The sequence below is a fragment of the Flexivirga sp. G2 genome, from assembly GCF_055397625.1.
Genome location: NZ_AP039677.1, coordinates 42,968 through 63,733, shown reverse-complemented (window position 1 = coordinate 63,733; position 20,766 = coordinate 42,968). Strand labels below are relative to the sequence as shown.

At 65.9% G+C, this 20,766-nt stretch carries 21 protein-coding genes; 12 read left to right on the top strand and 9 right to left on the bottom strand.

Annotated features, from left to right (window positions below; genetic code table 11):
- Window positions 1-500: 500 nt before the first annotated feature.
- From ACZ50J_RS22920 to ACZ50J_RS22905, 4 genes are all read right to left on the bottom strand, one after another.
- A complete protein-coding gene (locus ACZ50J_RS22920) occupies window positions 501-734 on the bottom strand; it encodes a hypothetical protein (RefSeq protein WP_464301605.1) in 234 nt (77 codons plus the stop codon).
- 191 nt (window positions 735-925) lie between these two features.
- Entirely contained in the window at window positions 926-1,936 is a 1,011-nt protein-coding gene (locus tag ACZ50J_RS22915; RefSeq protein WP_464301604.1) for a DUF932 domain-containing protein, read from the bottom strand.
- 555 nt (window positions 1,937-2,491) lie between these two features.
- The gene (locus tag ACZ50J_RS22910) at window positions 2,492-2,950 is read right to left on the bottom strand and encodes a hypothetical protein (RefSeq protein ID WP_464301603.1); all 459 of its coding nucleotides are present in this window, start codon (window positions 2,948-2,950) and stop codon (window positions 2,492-2,494) included.
- Window positions 2,951-3,135: 185 nt separating this feature from the next.
- Complete coding sequence (locus tag ACZ50J_RS22905; RefSeq protein ID WP_464301602.1) at window positions 3,136-4,563, bottom strand: ParB/RepB/Spo0J family partition protein; 1,428 nt, start codon at window positions 4,561-4,563, stop codon at window positions 3,136-3,138.
- Window positions 4,564-5,225: 662 nt separating this feature from the next.
- Between ACZ50J_RS22905 and ACZ50J_RS22900 the strand changes: the two genes are divergently transcribed.
- Window positions 5,226-5,489, top strand: a complete 264-nt coding sequence (locus ACZ50J_RS22900) for a hypothetical protein (RefSeq protein ID WP_464301601.1) — start codon at window positions 5,226-5,228, stop codon at window positions 5,487-5,489.
- A gap of 289 nt (window positions 5,490-5,778) precedes the next feature.
- On the opposite strand, the gene ACZ50J_RS22895 is transcribed toward ACZ50J_RS22900, so the two are convergent.
- Window positions 5,779-7,023 carry a hypothetical protein gene (locus ACZ50J_RS22895; RefSeq protein ID WP_464301600.1) on the bottom strand — a complete coding sequence of 415 codons (1,245 nt, stop codon included), beginning with the start codon at window positions 7,021-7,023 and terminating at the stop codon, window positions 5,779-5,781.
- A gap of 269 nt (window positions 7,024-7,292) precedes the next feature.
- Entirely contained in the window at window positions 7,293-7,535 is a 243-nt protein-coding gene (locus ACZ50J_RS22890) for a hypothetical protein (RefSeq protein WP_464301599.1), read from the bottom strand.
- A 395-nt stretch (window positions 7,536-7,930) separates the two neighbouring features.
- On the opposite strand from ACZ50J_RS22890, the gene ACZ50J_RS22885 reads away from it, so the two are divergent.
- Window positions 7,931-8,518, top strand: a complete 588-nt coding sequence (locus ACZ50J_RS22885) for a helix-turn-helix domain-containing protein (protein ID WP_464301598.1) — start codon at window positions 7,931-7,933, stop codon at window positions 8,516-8,518.
- A gap of 20 nt (window positions 8,519-8,538) precedes the next feature.
- A complete protein-coding gene (locus tag ACZ50J_RS22880; protein ID WP_464301597.1) occupies window positions 8,539-9,699 on the top strand; it encodes an MFS transporter in 1,161 nt (386 codons plus the stop codon).
- Here ACZ50J_RS22880 and ACZ50J_RS22875 read toward each other — a convergent pair.
- The 3 genes from ACZ50J_RS22875 to ACZ50J_RS22865 form a co-directional block, all read right to left on the bottom strand.
- Window positions 9,655-10,041, bottom strand: a complete 387-nt coding sequence (locus ACZ50J_RS22875) for a helix-turn-helix domain-containing protein (protein ID WP_464301596.1) — start codon at window positions 10,039-10,041, stop codon at window positions 9,655-9,657. The genes ACZ50J_RS22880 and ACZ50J_RS22875 overlap by 45 nt on opposite strands.
- A gap of 273 nt (window positions 10,042-10,314) precedes the next feature.
- Window positions 10,315-10,695: a hypothetical protein gene (locus ACZ50J_RS22870; RefSeq protein WP_464301595.1), complete on the bottom strand. Its 381-nt coding sequence runs from the start codon at window positions 10,693-10,695 to the stop codon at window positions 10,315-10,317.
- Window positions 10,685-11,011 carry a helix-turn-helix domain-containing protein gene (locus tag ACZ50J_RS22865; protein WP_464301594.1) on the bottom strand — a complete coding sequence of 109 codons (327 nt, stop codon included), beginning with the start codon at window positions 11,009-11,011 and terminating at the stop codon, window positions 10,685-10,687. Before ACZ50J_RS22865 ends, ACZ50J_RS22870 begins: the two co-directional genes overlap by 11 nt.
- Before the next feature lie 1,237 nt (window positions 11,012-12,248).
- On the opposite strand from ACZ50J_RS22865, the gene ACZ50J_RS22860 reads away from it, so the two are divergent.
- The 9 genes from ACZ50J_RS22860 (at window position 12,249) to ACZ50J_RS22820 (ending at window position 20,760) form a co-directional block, all read left to right on the top strand.
- A complete protein-coding gene (locus tag ACZ50J_RS22860) occupies window positions 12,249-13,358 on the top strand; it encodes a MinD/ParA family ATP-binding protein (protein WP_464301593.1) in 1,110 nt (369 codons plus the stop codon).
- Window positions 13,355-14,455 (top strand): C40 family peptidase, encoded by a 1,101-nt coding sequence (locus ACZ50J_RS22855; protein ID WP_464301592.1) that lies wholly within the window; start codon window positions 13,355-13,357, stop codon window positions 14,453-14,455. The genes ACZ50J_RS22860 and ACZ50J_RS22855 overlap by 4 nt, the downstream gene beginning before the upstream one ends.
- A 296-nt stretch (window positions 14,456-14,751) precedes the next feature.
- Entirely contained in the window at window positions 14,752-15,111 is a 360-nt protein-coding gene (locus ACZ50J_RS22850) for a hypothetical protein (protein WP_464301591.1), read from the top strand.
- A 22-nt stretch (window positions 15,112-15,133) separates the two neighbouring features.
- Window positions 15,134-15,448 (top strand): hypothetical protein, encoded by a 315-nt coding sequence (locus ACZ50J_RS22845; RefSeq protein WP_464301590.1) that lies wholly within the window; start codon window positions 15,134-15,136, stop codon window positions 15,446-15,448.
- Window positions 15,445-16,323, top strand: a complete 879-nt coding sequence (locus ACZ50J_RS22840) for a hypothetical protein (RefSeq protein WP_464301589.1) — start codon at window positions 15,445-15,447, stop codon at window positions 16,321-16,323. Before ACZ50J_RS22845 ends, ACZ50J_RS22840 begins: the two co-directional genes overlap by 4 nt.
- 19 nt (window positions 16,324-16,342) lie before the next feature.
- Window positions 16,343-16,687, top strand: coding sequence for a hypothetical protein (locus tag ACZ50J_RS22835; RefSeq protein WP_464301588.1), 345 nt, complete (start codon window positions 16,343-16,345; stop codon window positions 16,685-16,687).
- Window positions 16,688-16,745: 58 nt separating this feature from the next.
- Window positions 16,746-17,564 carry a hypothetical protein gene (locus ACZ50J_RS22830; RefSeq protein ID WP_464301587.1) on the top strand — a complete coding sequence of 273 codons (819 nt, stop codon included), beginning with the start codon at window positions 16,746-16,748 and terminating at the stop codon, window positions 17,562-17,564.
- Between the two features lie 27 nt (window positions 17,565-17,591).
- A complete protein-coding gene (locus ACZ50J_RS22825) occupies window positions 17,592-19,124 on the top strand; it encodes an ICP22 family protein (RefSeq protein WP_464301586.1) in 1,533 nt (510 codons plus the stop codon).
- Window positions 19,125-19,218: 94 nt separating this feature from the next.
- Entirely contained in the window at window positions 19,219-20,760 is a 1,542-nt protein-coding gene (locus ACZ50J_RS22820; protein WP_464301585.1) for an SCO6880 family protein, read from the top strand.
- Window positions 20,761-20,766: the final 6 nt, after the last annotated feature.

The window sequence follows — 20,766 nt, the reverse complement described above, 5'->3', positions numbered from 1 at the left end:
GTTCCTGCTGTGTTGACTCCTACAGTTTAGCTTAGTTAGCGTGATTAGCCTAGTTAGTCTCAGGTGCTGGACGGCGCAATATCCCTGCAATGGCGCGGCAAACGACAGGCGAGCAGCGGCACCAAACCCGGCCGAGCTGCCATCCCCTCCTCATCAGCTACTCCCCCAGCCACCGACTTCGGTGCGCCGCGTGGAGGACTCGGTGGCGGGCGAGGCGGATTCCGCCAGGGCGCGGCCATTGCGCGCCGTGGCCACCCCCGCCGGCGGTCGGAGCGCAGCGACGCCGGCGGGGGTGGCCACGGGGTGCTTCGGTTGTGACCGTGGAAGCGGCCTCGCCCGCCACCCAGCGCGGCCCCAGCCGCGCCACGGGGCCGGCGACGGCCCGCTAGGGCCTCGCTGGCCCCCAACAACACCGCCACGCCGCAGGCGTGTCCGATCACGCGCCCGAAGCCGCCGACCTGGCATGGGTGCGAGCCGGGCCGGCGGCGGCGTGCCACTGGTTACTCCTCCTGCAACTCGTAGCCCTCGGCCGCCAGCGCGTCGCGCAACCTAGCGTTGTCGCGGATCGCCTGGCCGACGACCGGGGCGTAGACGGCAGCGGGGTCGCCGTCATGGTCGACGAGGACAGCACAGGTGCGCACGTCGAGGACTTCGCCCGTGTGCGGGCAAGTGATGACGCGGGCGACCATCGTCCGAATGAGTTCGGCGCGGATGGCTTCGCGAATCTCGCTCATGATTTTGTACCTTTCGGGTGGTTGATTCCTGCTGTGTTGACTCCTACAGTTTAGCTTAGTTAGCGTGATTAGCCTAGTTAGTCTCGGGTGCTGGACACCTGGAATTTGTTGCAATGACGGTCTTTTTGCTCGTGGGCGGACTACGGCCCGGGCCCCGCATCGCGGAGTCCGGGCCGTAGTCAACTGGCGGCTTAGGCCACTGCCAGCGCCTGCCAGGCGCGTTCTTTGTCCTTCACGGGATCGGCACTGGTGAGCAGGCGGGTCGCACGGGCTTGCGCGTCGTGCATACCGCGGCGCGCCTGGATCGGGGCGTAGTGGTCGACGTATTCGGCGGCGACCTGGTAGCCGGCCCACCGGGTGCCGCGAATGCCGGCCTGAGTGTCGGCGTCGTGCCACAGCTGGTCCAGGCGCTGTGTCCGCCTGCGTGCGGCCTTCTGCGCCCTCGGCGAGTCGTCGCGCTCCGGGCGGCCGAACACGTCGCCCATAATCCGCTGAAATTCGGCCTCGGTCAGGGTTTCCTGGATCATCTTCTCGGCCTCAGCCTCGAATGCCTCGAAGTATTCGAAGGTCAGATCCAGGGCGGCGCGGGCCTGGTCGACGGCGCGCTTGGCTCCTGAGGTGTGACGGATCTTCACCATTCCGCGGTGGTCGTGCAGCGCTGCGGCCTGGGTATTGGCGCAGACGACCCGCACCGGGGTGAGCAGCAGCCGGAAGGCGGTTTTTCCGTTATGGCTGTTGAGTGCCGCGATGTTGAGGCGTACGGGGTCGACTCCCCCGACGCGCATCGTTTCGGGCAGTTGCATCGTGATGAACGTCTGTCGTCCACCCTGCAGGCTGCCCGCCGTGTCGAAGATCGCGCCGGACTGGTCGACCAGCAGATTTAGGAACTCGGCGTGTTCCTCGTTCTGGATCGGGGTGTAGAACTCCCCGACCACGCCGAGAGGCTCGGTCGCGCCCGTGAACGGGTTGGTACGGACCGAGCAGTATTCGCGCGGCACGTCGATTGTCGTCACGCCGTCCGGGGTGATCTCCGTGGCAGTCATGGGCAGCTTGCGCACGTTCCAGCCGCCGAGGTGCCCAAGGGTCATGGCCTCTTCGGCCGTGAACGCGCGGCCTTCGATGGTGGTGCCGAGCTGGTGCCAGGCATCCTTGCGGGCGAATATCGCGGCGGCCTGGTTTTCGTGGGTCTCAATTCCGTGCATGGTTGGTGCCTTTCGGATTGGTTGGGTTCCTGCTGTGTTGACTCCTACAGTTTAGCTTAGTTAGCGTGATTAGCCTAGTTAGTCTCAGGTGCTGGACGGCGCAATATCCCTGCAATGGCGCGGCAAACGACAGGCGAGCAGCGGCACCAAACCCGGCCGAGCTGCCATCCCCTCCTCATCAGCTACTCCCCCAGCCACCGACTTCGGTGCGCCGCGTGGAGGACTCGGTGGCGGGCGAGGCGGATTCCGCCAGGGCGCGGCCATTGCGCGCCGTGGCCACCCCCGCCGGCGGTCGGAGCGCAGCGACGCCGGCGGGGGTGGCCACGGGGTGCTTCGGTTGTGACCGTGGAAGCGGCCTCGCCCGCCACCCAGCGCGGCCCCAGCCGCGCCACGGGGCCGGCGACGGCCCGCTAGGGCCTCGCTGGCCCCCAACAACACCGCCACGCCGCAGGCGTGTCCGATCACGCGCCCGAAGCCGCCGACCTGGCATGGGTGCGGGACCCGCCAGGGCGTCGATTCGGACTGGCGGGTCCCGTCGCGTGGGGGAGCGGGGGCTTAGACGCTCCAGGCCGGGCGGTGCGCGATTTCCTCGGCCAGGGCGTCAAGGCGGGAGCGCACGAAGTTGCGCTGTTCGCCGGTCGCGTGCCGAAGGGCTCGCTCTGCGACGAAGTATTCGTTCCACAGGTCGGTTTCGCCGAGACCCTCGAGCTCGCGCTCGGCGGTCTCCTCGCCAGCGGCAAACTTGCGCTCGGCCCAGCGACGAAGGTGCTCACGCAACTGCGCCATGTTGGCGGTGGCGCCCCGTGGCACGGGCGCCCCGGTGGCTTCCGCTACGGCATCCAGCTGCTGCGGCATGGGTTGATCGTGGTCCTGCCCGCAGAGCGTCCAGTCGAGCATCGTGGCGGCAGCGGGCTGATCGCGGTGGTCGACCACGTCGTGCCAGGCGGCCGACAACAGGTTGCTGGCGAACTGGCTGCGGTGGGACGCGGGGGAGAGGTCCGGTGTCTGGTTCATCGTCTGCTCCTGGTGGTCGAGGTCCTGCTGTGTTGACTCCTACAGTTTAGCCTAGTTAGCGTACTTAGCCTAGTTAGTCTCAAGTGCTGGACGACGCAAGATCCCTGCAATGGTGGGGCGTAGAGCGCGAAATGGCCCGGCCCTCGGTAGTCGAGGGCCGGGCCCGGCTGGTGCTGATGGGCTGGTTAAGCGCTGGCCTTGGCCTTGGCTGTCTTGGGCAGGCCTGCGGCCTCGCGCTCGATCGGTGAGGGTGTGTAGCCCCATTCGGTCATGGCGGCGAGGTAGCGCCGGGTGCGGTCGCCTGCGTGCCGCCAGTGGTCGCGGGCCGACTCGCGAGAGACCTGGTCGTGCCAGTCGATGAGCAACTGGTGGATCGCGAACCGCAGCGCAGTTTTCGGTCCGGCCTTGGTCGCGGTCGCGATGCGCTTCTTGCCCTCGGGGGACCACCCGTTGGCCGATTCGATGCGGTCGCCGTGCGCCAGGGCGACCGCGAGGAACTTCTCGGCGTTCTTCGGCGCGGTCTTGCCACCCGCGAACGAGTCGAGCCATTCGGCGCGGACCGGCCCGGTTGCCTCCCACGCCTTGTTGTTCTCGATCACGCGGCGACGTTCGGCCTTCTCCTCCTCGGTCATCGGGGTGCGCTGCGGCTGGTCGCCGTCGCTGTCAGCCTGCAGCTTCTTGTGCTTGTTGGCCCTGGCGTCGGTGCAGACGTAGACCAATTCGCCCGCGATACCGCCGTTCTCGTCACGCTTGTGGGCGATGTAGGCGGCATGCCCGGGGCAGGCGGTGTGCGACGCCGGGTCCATCGCCTGCCCCTCAATCGCCCCGCGAAGCTCGCTGAGAGCCTTCCCAGGGCGTCCGTAGCCCACGGCCTGCCATTCGGACACGACCGTGACGCCTTCGGCGTCTGCGTGCTCCTGAGCGTCTTTGTCGGCCGCGTCGCGGGCTTTGTCGTCGCGGGCGCGCTGGGCGACGTATCGGGCGTCTCCGTCCTCGACGGCTTCCAGGATTTCCTGCTGGGTCTCCGGGTCGTCGTCGAACTCCGCGATCAGTGCGGCATCGAGTAGGGACATGCCGGGGTTCTCGGTCGCTGCCTTCGTGGCGACCTTCGATTTCACCGTGACCAATGCGGCATCGATTTCTCGCACGTCGCGGCGGGTCTTGCCCGCGATCTGCTCGGCGCTCATGCCGAATCCGGCGAGCTGCTCGTATGCGGCCAGGCGGTCTGTCTCCCGCACGTTCGCACGGTGATCGTTCTCTGCCAGCTGCCGCACGATCCGGTCGACGTCGTCGCCGCTGCTTCCTTCCGGGAGCACTACGACCTGCACGTCGTCCTGCCCGATGGCCAGCGCTGCCAGGGTGCGCCGCTGGCCCTGGCGCACGACCACGCCATCGGCGGTCTGAATGCCCACGATGGGCTGCAAGATGCCGAGGTCACGAATCGAGGCGATTAGGTCGGCGTCGTCGGGGTTGTGCTCAGGATCGAGCGCCGTCACGTCGCGCACGTTCGCGCCCAGGATCAGCTTGCTTGTCGGGAGCGTCTGCAGCGTCGCCTTCTGCACTGCGGCGGTGCGCTTCGTCGCGGGCTTGCGAGTGGTCTTGGTTGCACTCATGGTTGGTGCCTTTCAGGTTGGTTGGTTCCTGCTGTGTTGACTCCTTCATATTAGCCTAGTTAGCATGATTAGCCTAGTTAGTCTCACATGGTGGAGGCCAGGATTCCGCAGAATGGCGCGGCGATTTGAGGGGCAGAGACAGGACCAGCCGCCCGGCTACCATCCCCTCCTCAACAGCCCTCGGTCGACGACGGCAGCCGCGAGAGTTCCCCACCGGGCCGCTAACCCGGCGATGCCTCGTCGGTCGGAGCCGGCCGCACCGTGAGCACACGACTAGGGAGGGGTACTGATTGCTGTCGCAGCGGCCGGGGCCGGGCGCCGAGGAGTGCTTGTCACGCCGCAGGCGTGTCCGAGCATCTCGGTTCAGCGCCGGCTTCCACCTCGCTGTTGGTGGTTTCTGGCAAGCTGCAATGAAGAATCCGAGACGAGTCTTGGGGGAGGAGCTCGACAGCATGGTGAGGATCGCGGCGATGAAAAGGGTGAGCGGCTGCCTAGCCGCGGGCGTCTTAGCGGCCTGCCTCGTCGGGTGTGGCTCGGGCAGTGACTCTGGTTCTGCCCCAAAGGGGGTGGCGCAGAAGTATGTCGACGGGTTAAAGCAGAGCAACTACTCGAAGGCGTGTGACCAAGTAGCGCCGAACGTCCAGAAGCAGTGCGCAACTCTGATGCCACAAACCGACATCAAGCTGTCCAACGTCAAGGTCGGTCGGCAGGTCATCAGTGGCGACCGGGCACTGGTCGCCACCACCGGGAAGGTGTGCCAGTCCGACACCTGCCACACCTTCACCGGCTCCAACTCGGGTTTGCCGGATGATTCCACGACGTTCGATCAGGCGTTCACCAAGGCCAGCAGCTCCGAGGATGCCGACGCAGTGAGTGCCATTGCGATGGTGAAGACCAAGGGCCGCTGGTACGTCCAGCTCAGCTGATCACCGCTGATCCCTCGATGAGCACGCTGAATGAGCGGGCCGAGCACCTGAGCAACGGCTGCCGTGCTGTGCCGCTGGTGGGGACACCGGCCGCACATGGTGACGGAACCAGGCAGAACAGTGATCGTGGGTTGGGCACCAGGCCCGCAGCATCGGAGCCAGCGACGCCGGTGTTGAGCGGCCGATCCGTGAGTTTCGCCCATCCGGTGAACCACCAAGGCGAGTCGTGCGCTGCCGTTTGTGCAGAATCCGCGTGGGCGACTGAGGCCAGTCTTCAAAATCTCTGGCCTCAGAACGGAGGTTCGGCGTATGAGCCGCCGTTGTCTGATGCCGGCTCGACGACGTCGACGGCGAGGTCCTGGCTGGTGACGCAGTCGGCGGTGCAGCTCGGGCACTCGACGACGTCGCCCTGGTGGTGACGCACGGCCATGATCTGCCGGGCGTACTGGCGCCCGGTGGCCGGATCCATCGGGTAGATCCACGCCGGACGGCATTGGTCGTGTTCGCACGGGCAGGGCGTGGGCGTTGGGGGAGTCCAGTCGTCGGTAACATCGAGCCGGCGCAATAGGGAGGCCAGCACGATCGCGGGCCGGGTGCGGATCCGGGCCGGGTCGTAGGTGGCGATCGGCCGGGTCGGCCGGCCGGCGGAGTTGCGGGCGTGATGGTCGTCGATCGCGTCGACCAGCTGTGCGGCCGTCCAGGCTTCGTCCGCGACGACGAACCTCTTCAGCATCGGCAACAGCCGTGTGATGCTCTCAGATCGCAGCCAGGGCAGGATTTTGACCAGTTCCTGGGCGATCGGGCGAGCTTGGACATGCCATGCCGGGCTCCTTGGTGGTCGGCGCCGCGAAGCGGCTCGATCCTTACGGCCGCGTGCGGCCGCCTGGCTACCAACGTGAGGAGTGATCTGGCGAGGTTTGGTCTTAAGAGCGGAGCCTCTGTCAGGGGGTGCAGTCCACAGGTGCCGGCGCCGTGCGCCGGGGTCGGTGAAGGCGACTTCTGTGGATAACCCGCGCTGGCGCGACGGTCGCACTCCGTCGCGCTTTGCGCTGCGCCACAACGTCATTCGCTCGGCAAAGGTGAGCATGCGGCCCATGACCACGACACGCTCGAGGCCAAGCGACCGGGCGACGTTCTGACAGCGGTGGATCGAGGCCTGGTCGACGTCGAGCACCGACGCGAGGGTTTCAGGTCGCACGATGCACCGCCGTCCGGTCCGCTGATCGGCGTACGCGGACCGGACCGTCAGGTAGCGGCGCAGCAACTTCTCCGACACCGGTGAACCGAGGCGCTTGTCGGCCGGGTCCGGCCGGACGGTGCGCAGCATCCCGTCTGGCGCGCGCCGCTTGGCGTCCGCGATGACGAGCGGAACGACGACCTGCAGCCACTGCTCACGGCCGGACCAGATCGGGATCTTGGCGTACGCGCCATCCGGGGCAACCTTGTGATGGGCATATGGCTCACGATCCGGGCCGCGGTCCTCCTGGTGCCACCGCGGCAAGAACTGCCGACGATCGCCGGCGTGCAGCTCCACATACGCAGCGTGCTCACGCGCGCAGCGGCGATGAAACAGCAGCACTCGGCGCGAGGGGATACCCGACGACACGCGGTCACGCGGGCGCGCTGAAGACTTTTGGGCAGCGTGAAGCTGCGGTACAGTGGGCAACGAAGAGCCACCTTTGAGCAGTTGGACTCACAAGTCCCGGCTGGTAACCGGGCGTAAGAACTTCAGATTGGTTCGCACTCAGCCGCCGCTGGTAACGGCGGCTTTTGTGCGTCTACGGGCGATTCGCCCGTTCCGGGTCAGCCGGTCAAGGGCAGCTCCTCGGATTGGGAGTGACTTCCGCGTGGTCGACGTGTCCGCGCGACGTTGTGGGGTAGGCGGGCCGGTTTGAAGGGCTCATCGAACAGCTTCGCCTCGGCGTACACCTGCACGGACACTCCGGCTGCCTCGGCCAGCGCCTTCAGCTCCTCGCGGCGCGAACGAGACATACGGATCAGAACATCCGCGCGGCGTTCCTCCGACCGCAGGTTCTCGTTAGTCATGCCAGCAATCCTGCAGCACTGCTAGCCGGTAGACGGGGAGCCTGGCTAGCGCGGCGTGTCGGGCGAAATCTAGTAACATTATTGCCGATGCTATTACGTCGCGCAGTCATAAGAAAAGCCGCCGGTAGTACCAGCGGCTTCCTCCGTGCTGCTCAGCTCGTGCTCGGTCAGCACCAGGTACAGGTGCGTCCCGATGCAGAAACCTGGCTGTGTCCGCCGACCTGCGCAGGACCTTGCACTACTCCGAGTGAGCCAAGGGCAACAACACCCAGCACGGCGACGATGAATTTGCGCACGGCATTGCCTTTCCAGGGGACGGATTTGCTACAGACTCTGCAATATTACGGCCAACTCTTGTTCCCTGTCGACCGACTCGGCTGTATAGGGTCGACGGCGTGACAACGGCTGGCCAGCGGGCCCTCGAGTGGTATCGCCTCCTTGCGTTTCCATCGCGCGTGTGGGCGATCGACGTATTGAAGGCGTTCGGTGACATGACCGCCGAAGAACTGGCGGAGGAGGTACCCGCCGGCGCACGGCGCAATATGGCAAAGGTCCACCTACCCGCCCTTCAAAAGGCGCAGCTGGTCGAGAGCTACGCGGACGAGCACGGCGTAACACGCTACCGGCCGACTCTCGGGGAGCCTGTCGACCTGGACATAGATCCCGACGATGAAATGCTCCGCCGTGCGCTGATGGAGTTTGAGCGCGTCTACACCCAGCGCCGTATCGACAGAATCCGCCAGTGGGCGTCCGAACATTGGACGAAGTGGTCCGAGCGGTGGGCACGTGCGGCGACGACGGCGGACTACTTCGAGCAGGCCACCCCGGAGGATCTTGAGCGTTTCGGTGACCGGCTGGCCGAGGCGATCGACGAACTGCGTGCCGCGGGCGTGAAGCGGAAGGCGCGAGGGGAGGACACCGACGTCGAGCCTGTCTTCATCACCGTGAGTTGTTTCCCGCTCAGGCGGAGTGGTGAGCAGTGACGGCAGCTGTGGCGCAGGGGGTGGGTCGTTGGCGTTATCTAGGTAGCTACCTCGGCGACCAATTTGGCGATGGCCTTCTCTACACGTCCCTGGGTTGGATTTCGACTCCTCTGGCCGGCCCCTTGGGTTCGATAGGCATCGTTGGAGCTGCCGCGGTAGCTCGGCTCCTCGGCACCTTCCTGTTGGGTGGGGCAGTAGCTGACAGATTCGGCGCACGATCGGTCGTCACGACGACGTTGCTGATCCGAGTGCTCGCCTTAGCGGCGTTCGGAATCGCAGCCACTGCGGAATCAGTTTCCGCTGTCTTTGTGACGGCCTTGGCCTTCGGCGCGGTCGACGGCGTCCACGGGCCTGCCATGGAGGCACTGAGCATCGATGCGGCACCCGGCGACCAAGAGAGCGTCCAAGGCCTCATGGTGTCGTCGAAGGAGATCGCGCTGCTGGCATCAGGCCCGATCGCGGGTGTCCTTATCGGCTGGCACGTCAGCCTGGTCGCTGGTCTCGGGATCCTGGCGCTGACCCTCTCTCGTGCTCTACTCACGGGGACAATCCGCGGCGACGAGAGCGTTGCGGCACCGCCTGTAGCGCTAATTCAAGAGGGCCTGGGCGCTTGGCGAAAAGTGATACGGCTCCCGGGCATTGCACGGCTCTTGGTGCCGTTCATGCTCGCCAACCTTTTCGCGAGCCCTATCCTGATCACAGCACTGCCGATCATCGCTCACGACCGGTCCTGGCATGCATGGCAGTTCGGATCGGTCGATGCCGGTGTCGCCCTCGGGGCTTTGGTAGGTGGTATCGCCGTTACCTATTGGAGCGATCAACTCAAGCCCGCCGGCCCGCGTTGGGCACTCTTGTCCCTCATACCGATGAGCGCAGCTCTGGCGTCAATCGGCGTCGTTTCGTCGTGGGTCTGGTGTTGCGTGCTGGGCGCCGTCGCTGGTGTGAGCATGGGCATGGGCCCGGCCTTACTCAAGGCCCGAATGAACGATCTGGCACCGAAGGAGTTCATCGGCCGCGTCGTGGGCGTGCGCCTTGGATCAATCATGATTGGCACGCCGGTTGGCTATGCCCTCTTGGCAGGACTGCAGCCGCTCATGGGCACCCCAGCGGCGATCGTGACGCTTGGCGCGGCGCTGCTAGTCGTCAGCGCCTTCCTCGTCCGTAGTGTCTGGACCGAATAGCAACTCGTTCTGCTTCCGCTCGAGCTCCAGGTCCAGGCGTTCGTTTGTCCTGTCGTAGACCGCTTCGCTGAAGAAGTAGAGGGGACTCACGTCGAAGGCGGCGGCGATCGCCGCGAGCTTGGTAGCCGACGGATTTGTCTGCTCGCCTGTTCGCAGGGCGTACACGTAGGGCCGAGTGATCTTTTCTCCACTTGCCTCGGTGATGTGCTTGGCCAGACGGCCATCGTCCAGAGCTACGAGACGCCCGTCGCGCTGCACGAGGCAGGTCTCGATCAAGCGGGTGAGACGGGTCTGGAAATCAGCGAAGCCGAAGGGGCCGTCGCAACGGTCGTCTCGTGTCATGACGGCAACTCTATTGATTCCGTAAAGAAACAAACCGGGTTGGGTAAAGGCTATGGACTCCGTCCAGGCGGTGTGATGTTTTAGTGACAGCACGACGAGGGAGCGTCAGATGGGGAGTCTTCAGATGGTCGACAGGACGGGCAATCTCAGCCCGAGCGAAGCACTCGAGGTCATGCATGCGGAGGCCTCGATCCGCAGTTGGGCAGCAGATACGGAGTACCCAGAGCGAAGCCTGGCCGCGGCGCAGGTGTGGCTGGCCAACCTGTCCGGCGATCAATTCTCATCATGGGGCTTTCGCGCCAGGACGGTCTGAAGTCGAGCACGCTGCTCGGGGCTGAGGGCCTCCAGCATTTCAGTGATCGAGTCGGGGAGTGGCGCAGGGTTCTTCACTGCATCCTCAATAGCCGGGTCGGTGAAGTACGTCGTGGGGATGCCATAGAGGCGGGCGATGCCGTCGATAATGGGTGCTGAGGGAGCATCGCTGCCGCCCCGGAGGATCTGCCGCACGTAAGTCGAAGACAACGGCACGCCGAGTGACGTCACCCGCCACGCCAGACCGTCGATGGTCAGGTGTTGGCCGTCTGCCGTGTCTCGGTTCTTCAACAACCAGCCCAGTTTGTCTGCCAGGCCTGGGATGCCGCGCTTAGTTGCCACCTAGATTCCTGTCCTTCGTCTGCGGCTCGACACTCTGATCGTGACTATAGTCCGCGCGATTGCGCGCCACGCACTGCAGTTCGGCAAGAGACCGACCAAACACGTCCGCCAGGGCGACGACGAGGCCAATGCTCGGGCTTGCCTTCGATCCTGCCCTTAGGCGCCGCAGGTAGCTCTCGCTACATGCGAGCCCTCTCTCCGCCAAGGCTTCGGTCAACTCCGAAGCGCTGTAGGGCTGCCCCGTGCCCGGGTTGCAACTCTGTCGCCAGACGTCCCGAAACCACTCGGTGAATGCGGGGAGGCCAAACGATGTCATAGTGCAACACTATTGCGCGGTTCGTGCGTGATGCAATAGTGTTGCACTATGACATTCAAGATCGCGCCAGCGGGGTGGTCGCTCGCCTCAGGCTGCCGCAGCGTGCCGAGCGGCCCCCGGCTGTGGATGCCTGGCCGCAACGGTGATGCAGTCGCGACTCGCGAAGCCATCACGTGGGCTATTGCGCGAGCAGAGTTGGCCGGCCGTGGGGTCTCAACAAGCACGATTCAGGCGCACTTACCCCTATCTGGACGTACTGGGGAGGGTGGCGCGCCATGCGCAGTAGTGCTGTGACCGAGCCGGAGCTGCGAGTACATCGACAGGTGCCGGCCGGCGTGTACGAGCCGGTCGCGGTTGAGCTACTGCATAGAGCAGTTAGTCGGGTGACGTCCAATAGGGAATGCCAGGTCACTGTGGCGATCGGAAGTCATGGCGCCGTATTCACAGTTGCTGCAGTGTCCGCCGAGCAACTCGCCTCCGGTCTGCAGACCGAGTTAGAAGAGTGGGCCAACGCAGCCGCTGACCGCGCCGAGGACTTGCGGCAACTCGCTGACCTGGATCAGGTCCCAATGGAACGTGTTGGGGATCTCATGGCGTGGCACGACTGTGTGCTTCGGCAGGAGCACACCCTCGCGCTATTGAACGCCGTGCGCGACTGCGCACAGGACAGGCTCCGTGGCGAGGTGCGTCGGTCGCAGGCCGGCAGTGATGCTCTCCTCCCCCCTGGCAGCGCTGTTGGTTTGAGCCCAGCTCCCGACGCGCCTCGTCACGGCCGCACTCCCACTGGCACGAGGCGAGGTGGCTGCAATGCATAGGCCTGCTGGCGGCCGATACCTGGGGCCTAAGGCGGAGCGGGAGCCCATCCAGCCCGCGCCTTCCGCGTCCCGTGATGCCGTGTTGTCGGTGACGGCGCTGTGGCCTGAGGAGAAGCCATGGTGGCGCTAACTGCGCTAAGCGTTGTTGTCGTGCTCGGTGTTGTGGCCATGGGTGTCGCGGCCACCGCCCGACCCACGCATTGCGGTGCTCGCGCGCGGACCATCTCGCTCCCGTTGAAACGCGTTGCAGCGCGGCTGCTTTGGCCGGTCGCGGGACGCCAAGAACTTGACCGGCCGGGCGTAATTGACGGTGCTCTCATTCCCACGGAGTCCGGGCCTGAGTCGGTCGAGGAAGAGGTGCTGGCCGGGCGCCGTCGCGTGGCGCCCGGCCAGCACCTGACAACCAGCCAGGAGGAGAACTGATGACGCAGTCACCTTTTCGAAGCGGGCCAGTGCCCGCGTCGATGGACGAGTTCGAGCAGCAGCTGAGCCCGCCCGCGCCGGAACCGGCAGCATCAGCCACGCCGCAACACGCGGCAGCACCAGTGCCTCAGACCGATGAGGTCCGCAATCCCTGGATCGCCCAACAGCAGGAAACGCCGTCATGGGCGCCGGTGCCACGACCTGCGGCTCCTGCGGGTCCGGCGCCCATGCTGCGTGAACGCCGACTGGTCCCTGACTCGGGCGCCCGCCGTCTGGTGCACGTGCTGACCGGCGGACTAGTGAATCTTGGCCCGTCCGCGGTGCAGGTGCGCGAACGAGAGCGGATGCGGCGCATTCAACGCCCGCTGCGCGGTGCGCACGTGACGACGTACCTGTGCTTGAAGGGCGGGATCGCGAAGACATCAACATGCGCCGGCACCGCATTGACTGCGGCGGCCCACCGGCCCGAAGCCGTCGTGGCCGGGGATTTCAACCCTGACGCCGGTGACTTGGCCGAACGGGTGTTGGGCCGCGAAGGTCTGGCAGGGGTGAATCGTCTTGCCGAGCAGGTCGACCGGGTGCACAGCATCGCGGAGCTGTCCCGGTTTTTGGAGACCGAGGGCCGGCTGACGGTGCTGCCGGGGGAGCCGGATCCGCAGCTGGGGGAGTCGCTGAGTTCTCACCAGTTCAACGCCGTGATCGAGGTGCTGTCGTGCTACTACTCCTCGATCCATGTCGACGCCGGGACCGGTATCACCCACCCGATCATGCCGGGCATCCTGGCGCGTACGGACACGTTGGTGGTGCCTGCCGCATACAGCATCACAGGCGCGAAGCGGGCCGCGGACACGTTGAAGTGGTTGCGAAACAACAAGTTTGAGCGTCTTGCGGATTCGGCGATCGTCGCCCTGACCGCGAAGGATCAAGTCAGCCGAGACGTCGACAAGGCCGCGGTGCGGGCACAGTTCGACGGTGCCTCACTGGTCGTAGTGCCACAGGACCCACACCTGGCCGATGGCGCGCTGGTGCGCCTGGACCGGATGCAGCCGGGCACTCGTGAAGCGTTCGCCGAGATCGCCGCACTGATCGCGGACCGGTATCGCGGATGAGCGCGGCAGCATCGCACCGTGGGCACCAGCTGGGGCTGAGCGCCCAGCTGACCGCTGCCCTGGTGGCGGTGCTGCTCATGCTGCTGACGGGGTGTGCCTCGGACGGCGGCGGCGGTGGCGGGCAAGTAGGCACCGGCACCATCGTTGGGTCGTTGGAGCCCGGATCGGTGAAGCCGCAATTCGTGAAGTGGGTGAACAAGGCCGGTCATCTTTGCCCGCAGATCAGTCCGCCGTTGATCGCCGCGCAGCTCGACCAAGAATCGGATTGGGACCCGAAAGCGCGCAGCGGCGCCGGTGCGGAAGGCATCGCGCAGTGGATGCCGGGCAGCTGGGCGTCGTGGAAGGTCGACGCGAACGGCAACGGCACCGCCTCACCGTGGGAGGCGCCCGATGCCATCGTGGCTCAGGGCAAGTACATGTGCTCTCTGGCCGATCAGGCGACACGAGGTACCGCCTCGCAAGTGGTGTCTGGCACCTTGATCGAGCTGGCGTTGGCCGGTTACAACGCCGGCTGGGGCGCTGTTGAGCGTGCCGGTGGTATTCCGAACAACGCACAGACACAGCACTACGTGGTGCAGATCCCGAAATTGGCGATCTCGAGGTACGGCGGCAGCTGGTCGCAACCTGCTGGGACTGGTCCATCGGGGGTGCATGGTCCCGCGAAGGTCGTGTTGGCGGCCATGGAGTCCAAGATCGGCACTCCGTATGTGTGGGGTGGGGGAACGCTGACCGGCCCCGGCCCTGGCAACTGTTCGGGTGTGCAACCGGATGCCTGCCACATGAGCGGCTTTGACTGCAGCGGCTACACCCGGTTCGGGCTGTATCAGGTGGGCTTGACCGTGCCGCGCACTGCGTCGCAGCAGCAGAAGTACCTGCGCGCGTACAACGTGCCGACATTTCACGGCTCGAGCTCGCTGAAGCCGGGTGACGTGCTGTTCGAGGGCAGTCCGGCTACCCACGTAGCTATCTACTACGGCGGCGGCAAGATCATCGAAGAGCCGCATCCGGGCCTAGCGGCCCGGGTGACTGGGCTGTACTTCACGCCGTCGACAGTTGCCCGCCCACCGTACGACCACATGGCGAAGACGCAGAGGTGAAGCGAATGCGGTTTGTTTACAAGAGCGTTGGCTCAGCGGTGTTGTTGTCGATACTGCTTGCCGGGTGCGGACACAGCGGTGAGAAGCCGGATGGCAGTGGTGCCGGGAGCACGCCGGGTAGTGGGGCCGTCTCGCAGCCGCCCGCTGCCAGCGACAGCGCTGGCACTGACGATACGGCTCGACCTGTGCAGCCTTACCCGACCGGGAAGACTCACGCCAACCCGCGCGGGCTGCCTGCTGGACTGAAGCACGTTGACACGGCCGACCCGGAAGCAGTTGCAAAGGGTTTCGCGGCTTTGACATGGGCACAAGATGGCCGCATTGACACCAGCCCGTGGAACGCCCAGAAACGCTCCTCGAGGCTGGCCACTGCGCAGTACGCGGCCACGTTGCAAGAGCCCGCCGAGGCAGCTCCGGGCGCGGCATGGAACGCGATCGAGGCCAAGAAGGCCTACACGGCAGTGAAGGTGAGCGTGATCCCCACCGATGATGCGCCACCGGCCACGGACAAGGCGCAGGTGTTCACCGTCGAGGTCACCGTCACCACCGTCGGGGTGAAGGCGGCCGCGCAGCACCTGGTGATGTTCATCCGGGTGACCCGGGTCAGTGCGGCGGAGCCGTGGCAGGTCGCCTCTTCTTCGGTATCGGACAGCTGAGCGGGTGACGAAAGTGACTGTCATGAAAGTGAATTCGTCTGGTTCGGGACCCGTGCTGGGTGGTGTGCAGCGTGCGCGCCGCGGGCCGCTGTTCTGGCTGTTCTTCGCCGGCGGGTACCGGCTGTTTTGGCCGGCGCCTGCTGCCACACCCTGGTGGGCGGTCCCGGTTTACTACTCCCGGATCGTGCTGTGGACCGTGTGGCGGGCCAACAGCCCCCGCTACCTGGTGTGGCTGATGCGCTGGGCGTTCACCCTGGCCGCGCTGATCTACGTGGCAGTGCTGGTCTGCGCGGTGCTCGCTCTCGCTGCTGTCGGCCTGTGGGGCTGGTTGGTATGACTGCACTCGACGAGCGGCCCGTGGTGGGCTCGACGGATGCTACCGGCGACCCGGATCAGCACACGCGTGGAACTCACCCGGCGCCTGGCCGGCAGTCGACTACGCCCGGGGCCACGGCACGGTTCGTGGTCATCGGCGCCGTACCGGGAGCGGGTGCCTCGACGGTGGCGTTCGCCATCGCGGCCGCCACGCGCAGCCACGGCTACGGCGTCGATGTGCTCGACGCCGCAAGTCCGCGCCGGTCACAGCTGCGCACCGTGTGCCCGACCGTCGGCGTCGCGTTGGACATCTGCGCTGACACTCGGCTGGTCCCGGCCTACGGCGAGGGGACCCAAGTGCGCTACATCGACTCCCTGAACCCCAACCGGCGGATCGACGCACCCTCATCCTGGGACTCCTCACCGGCGACGACCTCGGCCAGGATCCATGTGGTCGACGTCGGGATCAGCGCCGAAGAGATCGTGGCCGGCGCCCACGATGCTGCCGGGTGGCTGACGGGCCCGCAGGCCCAGTCCTCAACGGTGGTTCTGGTCGTGCCCACCGCGGCGATGAGCGGCAACCGGTGCGAAGCAGTCCTGGCGCAGTGGGCGGACGCCGGTTTCACCGGCATCGACCAGGTCGTCGCCATCGGCGCGACACCACCGATGGCCAACCCGCTGTGTCCACTGCTCAGCCAGGCGTTCGCTGCCGGACAGCACATGCCCTGGGATGCGCAGTTCCAGCGCTACGGGGTCGGCGATTTCAGCACCGCCGATAGCCGCCACGACAGCCTGCGGGCAGTAGGACACCAATTGATCGCCCAGGCCCTGGGCCTTATCCCTGAACCCGTCACCGGCCGAAGCCGCTGGTGGCACCGGAAAAACGAAACCAATTAACAACTAAGGAGATTCAGTCATGAGTTACCTCGCTATCGCACACGAGACAGCCGCTTCTGCACACCAGGCAGTCGCCTATTCCTGGCATGTGGCCAACAGCCTGCACGCCGACGATCTGAACCCGGCGCCGAAGCCACCCAAAGGCGTCGGCAATAAGGCGGGAGAGCTGATGGGGAACGTCAAGTGGGGTGCGCTCGTGGTGATCATCGCCTGCGGGTTCATCGGTGCAGGCGCGATCGCCGGCGGCAAGTTCCTGTCGCACCACAAGACATCACAGTTCGGGGTCGGCGCGCTGCTGGCGGCAGTGATGGGTGCCCTGATCTGGGTGGGTATCTACCCGTTCCTGCACAGCATCACGGGGTGACGCCGTGCGGTTGTGGAGAAGGTGGCGATCGCGGCCCGCCAAGCCGCCGAAGAAGTGGGTGCCGTGGTTCACGATCGCCTTAGTCGGGTGCACGTTGCTGCTCGGCGGTGTTCTGTCGATTCTGAAGTGGGCCGGTGTCGTCGGTCCGCAGCACGACCACACCCGGACCAGCGCGGCGCGCACCGCACGTGCGAACACGCCGCCTCCGACACTGCGGCCGGCGTCTGATGACCCGGCGGCAGTTCGTCGCGCACAGAACGAGCTTGCCAATAAGCAGATACCGCAGGGCGATTCGACGAACCAGGACGTCGGTAACTTCGATCCTCAGATCGAGGTCAACGCGACCACTCCCTCGTTGAAGCTACCTAAGTCCACAGGCGAGGTCGCCGGCGTAGCCAGCGGCTTTGCACGCACCCCGCAAGGCGCTGTGGCGCAGCTGGCGGCGATGGATGCGACCGCGTATCACAACTTCGACGCGGACGCCGGGCGCGAGGTCTACAACCAGTTCGCGATGCCCGGCGCGGTGGGCATCAACCAATGGAACCCCACCTCGCAAGTGTTGAAGTACTACGCCGCGAATCCGGGCACCGACCCGCAACTGCTGCAGGCGTCATACACGCCGGTGCAGGGACTGATCAAAGGTTCGGTCGGGCACGACTTCACCGTCGTGTGCATCAACGGGCACCTGACCTACTCCTACAAAGGTGATGCGCGCACGGTCGCCGCGTGGGACTGCGCCCGCATGCAGTGGTCGACCCAGCACAAGCGGTGGATGCTCGCGCCCGGTGGCGCCCCAGCGAAGGCACCGCTGACCTGGCCACGCGACCAGCTGTCGTACCAAAGCGGATTCCGCGACCTACAGAACCCGCCGGCGTAACAACGAGTTCACGAAAGGACACAACTGATGGGACTCGGATTTCCCTCCGTGGGTGACCTGATCAACAAGGGCATCGACAAGATCGCCCAGGCGATCTGGGCATTCGCCTCGAGCCTGCTGTCGGGGGTGTTCTCGCTGCTGAGTTCGTTCTCCAAACCCACGATCATCTACACCCCGGACGGGCCGTTGGGGAAGGTCTTCCCGATCTGCCTGTGGTTGGGGTTGCTGTTGGTGATCGGGCTGTCTTTCGCGCAGACCGGCATGGTCGCGTTCAACGGGGTCCGCAGCCTGTCGTTCATGCTCAAAGGAATCGGTCAGTACGTGCTGCTGTCCACGACATCGCTGGGCATCTTGGCGGGTGTCTCCAGCTTCGCCGGGGTGTGCGCGACCGGGATCTTGGCCGCCACCTTCAACGTCGACGACTGGCAGGGCCTCAGCGGCGACCAAACGTTCATGGCGCAATCCATCAAGGGACTGTCCGGGATCGGCCTGGGGTTCTTATCTGTGCTCTTGGTGATCCCGTTCGCGTTGGGCCTGCTGAGCGAGATCTTGATCCGCGAGGCTGCCATGGAGGTCCTGGCCGCCACGTTCCCGATCATCAGCGCCGGCCTGGTGCACGAAAAATTCGCCCGGTGGTACTGGACCGGGCTGCGGTGGATGCTCGCCCTGATCTTCATGCTGCCGCTCATCGCGTTGTCCCTGGCGATCGGCCACTCGATCGGGTTAGCCGCCGGACACACCAATGGCAACGCCGGCGCCGACGTGGCACAAGCCGCGGTCTCCGGGATCGTGTCCTGCCTGAGCCTGGTATGGCCGTTCTTCCTGTTCAAACTTTTCGCGTTCGTCGACCCGCACACCGTTGCAGGGCAAAGTTTCCGCGGCTCGGTCGATGGCATGTTCGGTGGTAGCAAGTCCGGCGGGGGAGAAGACACCGAGCAGGAGTCTCAACAGCAGGAAGGCACCAGCGACGGCGGTGCCGGCGAGATCACCAGCGCCCCGAAGGTCCCCGGAGCTGGTGGTGCCGGGGATTCCACCAGCGGCGGGGGAGACGCGATGAGCTCCCTGCAAGCAGGCACGGAGGCCTTGCGCAGTTTCGGAGGCGACCAATCCGCAGCCGCCGCCAACCGAGCATCCGGGTCGATGGACGGAGTCGGCGCTGGCCATCCCGGCGGGGCGGACCCACAAGGCGGCGGGGACGACGACAGCGATCCGCAGAGCCAGGGCGACAACGACGACTCTGACGCCGAATCAGGCGGAGGCTCCTCCGCTGGCGACGGCCAGGACTCCAACGACCCGACACCCCCCGACGGCAGTGGCGATGGCGACGACAACGGCGGCGGGGACATCACCACCCAGATGCCCGGCGGTGAACAAAACCCCGACGGCATGGGTGGCACATCACCCAGTGGCTCGCCCGGTGACTCCTCCGGGCAAGACGACGGCCCCCAACCACCGGGAGGCGGGCAGAACCCACCTGGCGGGGGCGCAGGAGCCGGCGGGGGCGCAGGAGCCGGCGGTGGCGAGGCAGCCGGTGGGGCAGAGGCGGCGGTCGTTCTCTGAGGTGCCGCAGCCACACCACGCAACGACGAACAGCCAGCAACAGCAACGAAATGCAGCACACAATCCAGCAGAAACGTAACCAAGGAGACGACCGATGAGCATCGCAACACGAGGAGGATGGCGTAATGAACGCATCGGGATACTCGGCGTTCTCGGCTGGCCGCAGCTGGCATTCCTAGGGCTTGCCGCACTTCCGCCGCTGATCGCGGTTCAGCAAGGCGCGTGGGCCAGAGCCGGGGCCTGGCTGGCGGTGTGGGTGGTGCTGGCACTGATCGTCGTGGTGCCGATCCATGAGCGGCCCGCATGGCGGTGGTTTACCCACGGCGTACTGCACCTGGCAGGGCGAGCCACCCAAGCGGCGCAGTGGGAAGCCGCAGCCGCCGTCCAGCCCCTGAGCCGTGAGCAGGCTGGCCAGCTCGACCTTCCGGGCACGCTGCAAGGATTCAAAGTGTTCGATGGGCCGCCGTACGCGGCGGGTGCCATGCGGCGACTGTGCGTGCTCAAAGACCCGGACTCGGCGTGGGTGATGGTGGCCAAGGTGCAGCATCCTGGCCTGTCGTTGACCGACCCGGACGCCGGCGACCGGTGGGCCGACGCGTTGGGCGATTTGCTGTCCGCGGTGTCCCGCGGAAACAGCCTGCCGCATCGGGTCTCGATCTACGTGCGCACGGTCCCTGACGATGGGGCCGAACGCAGCGCGTGGCTGGAAAAGCATTCGCCGACCGTGGTCGGGGGAGTGCCGATCCCCGAGCAAGTCCTCAAAGACACCGCGGCGGTCGAGCAGTCAGTGCTCTCGGCATCGGTAGGCCACGAAATCTATGTGGCGTTGCGATTCAGAGAGGACGAGATCTCCGGGCAGGCCAAAGGCTCGGGCCGAGGGGTCGCGGGCCGGATGGCGGTCATGTACCGGTCGCTGCCGGAAATCACCAGCCTGTTGACCGGGTGCGGCGCCGAATCGGTGACCTGGATGACTAAGGGCGAGGTCGCCGCAGCAGTGCGGACCGGGTTCAACCCGGCAGCGCTGCAGTCCATTCAGGTGGCCCGTGCCGCAGCTGCGCAAGGTCATGAGGCGTTCACCGACGTACACCCGGTGGCGGCCGGCCCCTCCGCAGCACCATCACCGAATGCGCGGTTCTACGCACACGACAACTACCGGTCGGCTGCGTACTCGCTGATACTGCCCGAGCTCGGCACCACCGTCGGCTCGTTGGGGCCGCTGCTGACACCCGGTGCCAGGGGAGAGCGTCGCAGCCTCGCGCTGCACTACGAACCCTTCGACGACAAGGCCGCGACCAAGGCCGCCGAGTCTGACTCGGCGAACGCGTCACTGGCCGAAGACCTGAAGAAACGCCGTGGGTTCAAGGTTGGCGCCCGGCAGACGCGACTGCGCCAGCAGACCACCTCTCAAGAAAAGATCCTGGCCGCTGGTCACACCCTGACCCGGGTCACCGGCATCGCCGTGGTGACGGTGCCCGCCTCTCAGCCGCTGGAAACCCACACGGCGCTGTTGGAGGCCTCAGCGCGGCGGCGCAAGTTCGAACTGATGCGCCTGGACCTGGCACAACCGATCGGGTTCATCAGCGGCTGTATCCCGGTCGGGGTCGGAATGCCGGCCAGGCGCGGACTGCGAAAGTAGGAGAAC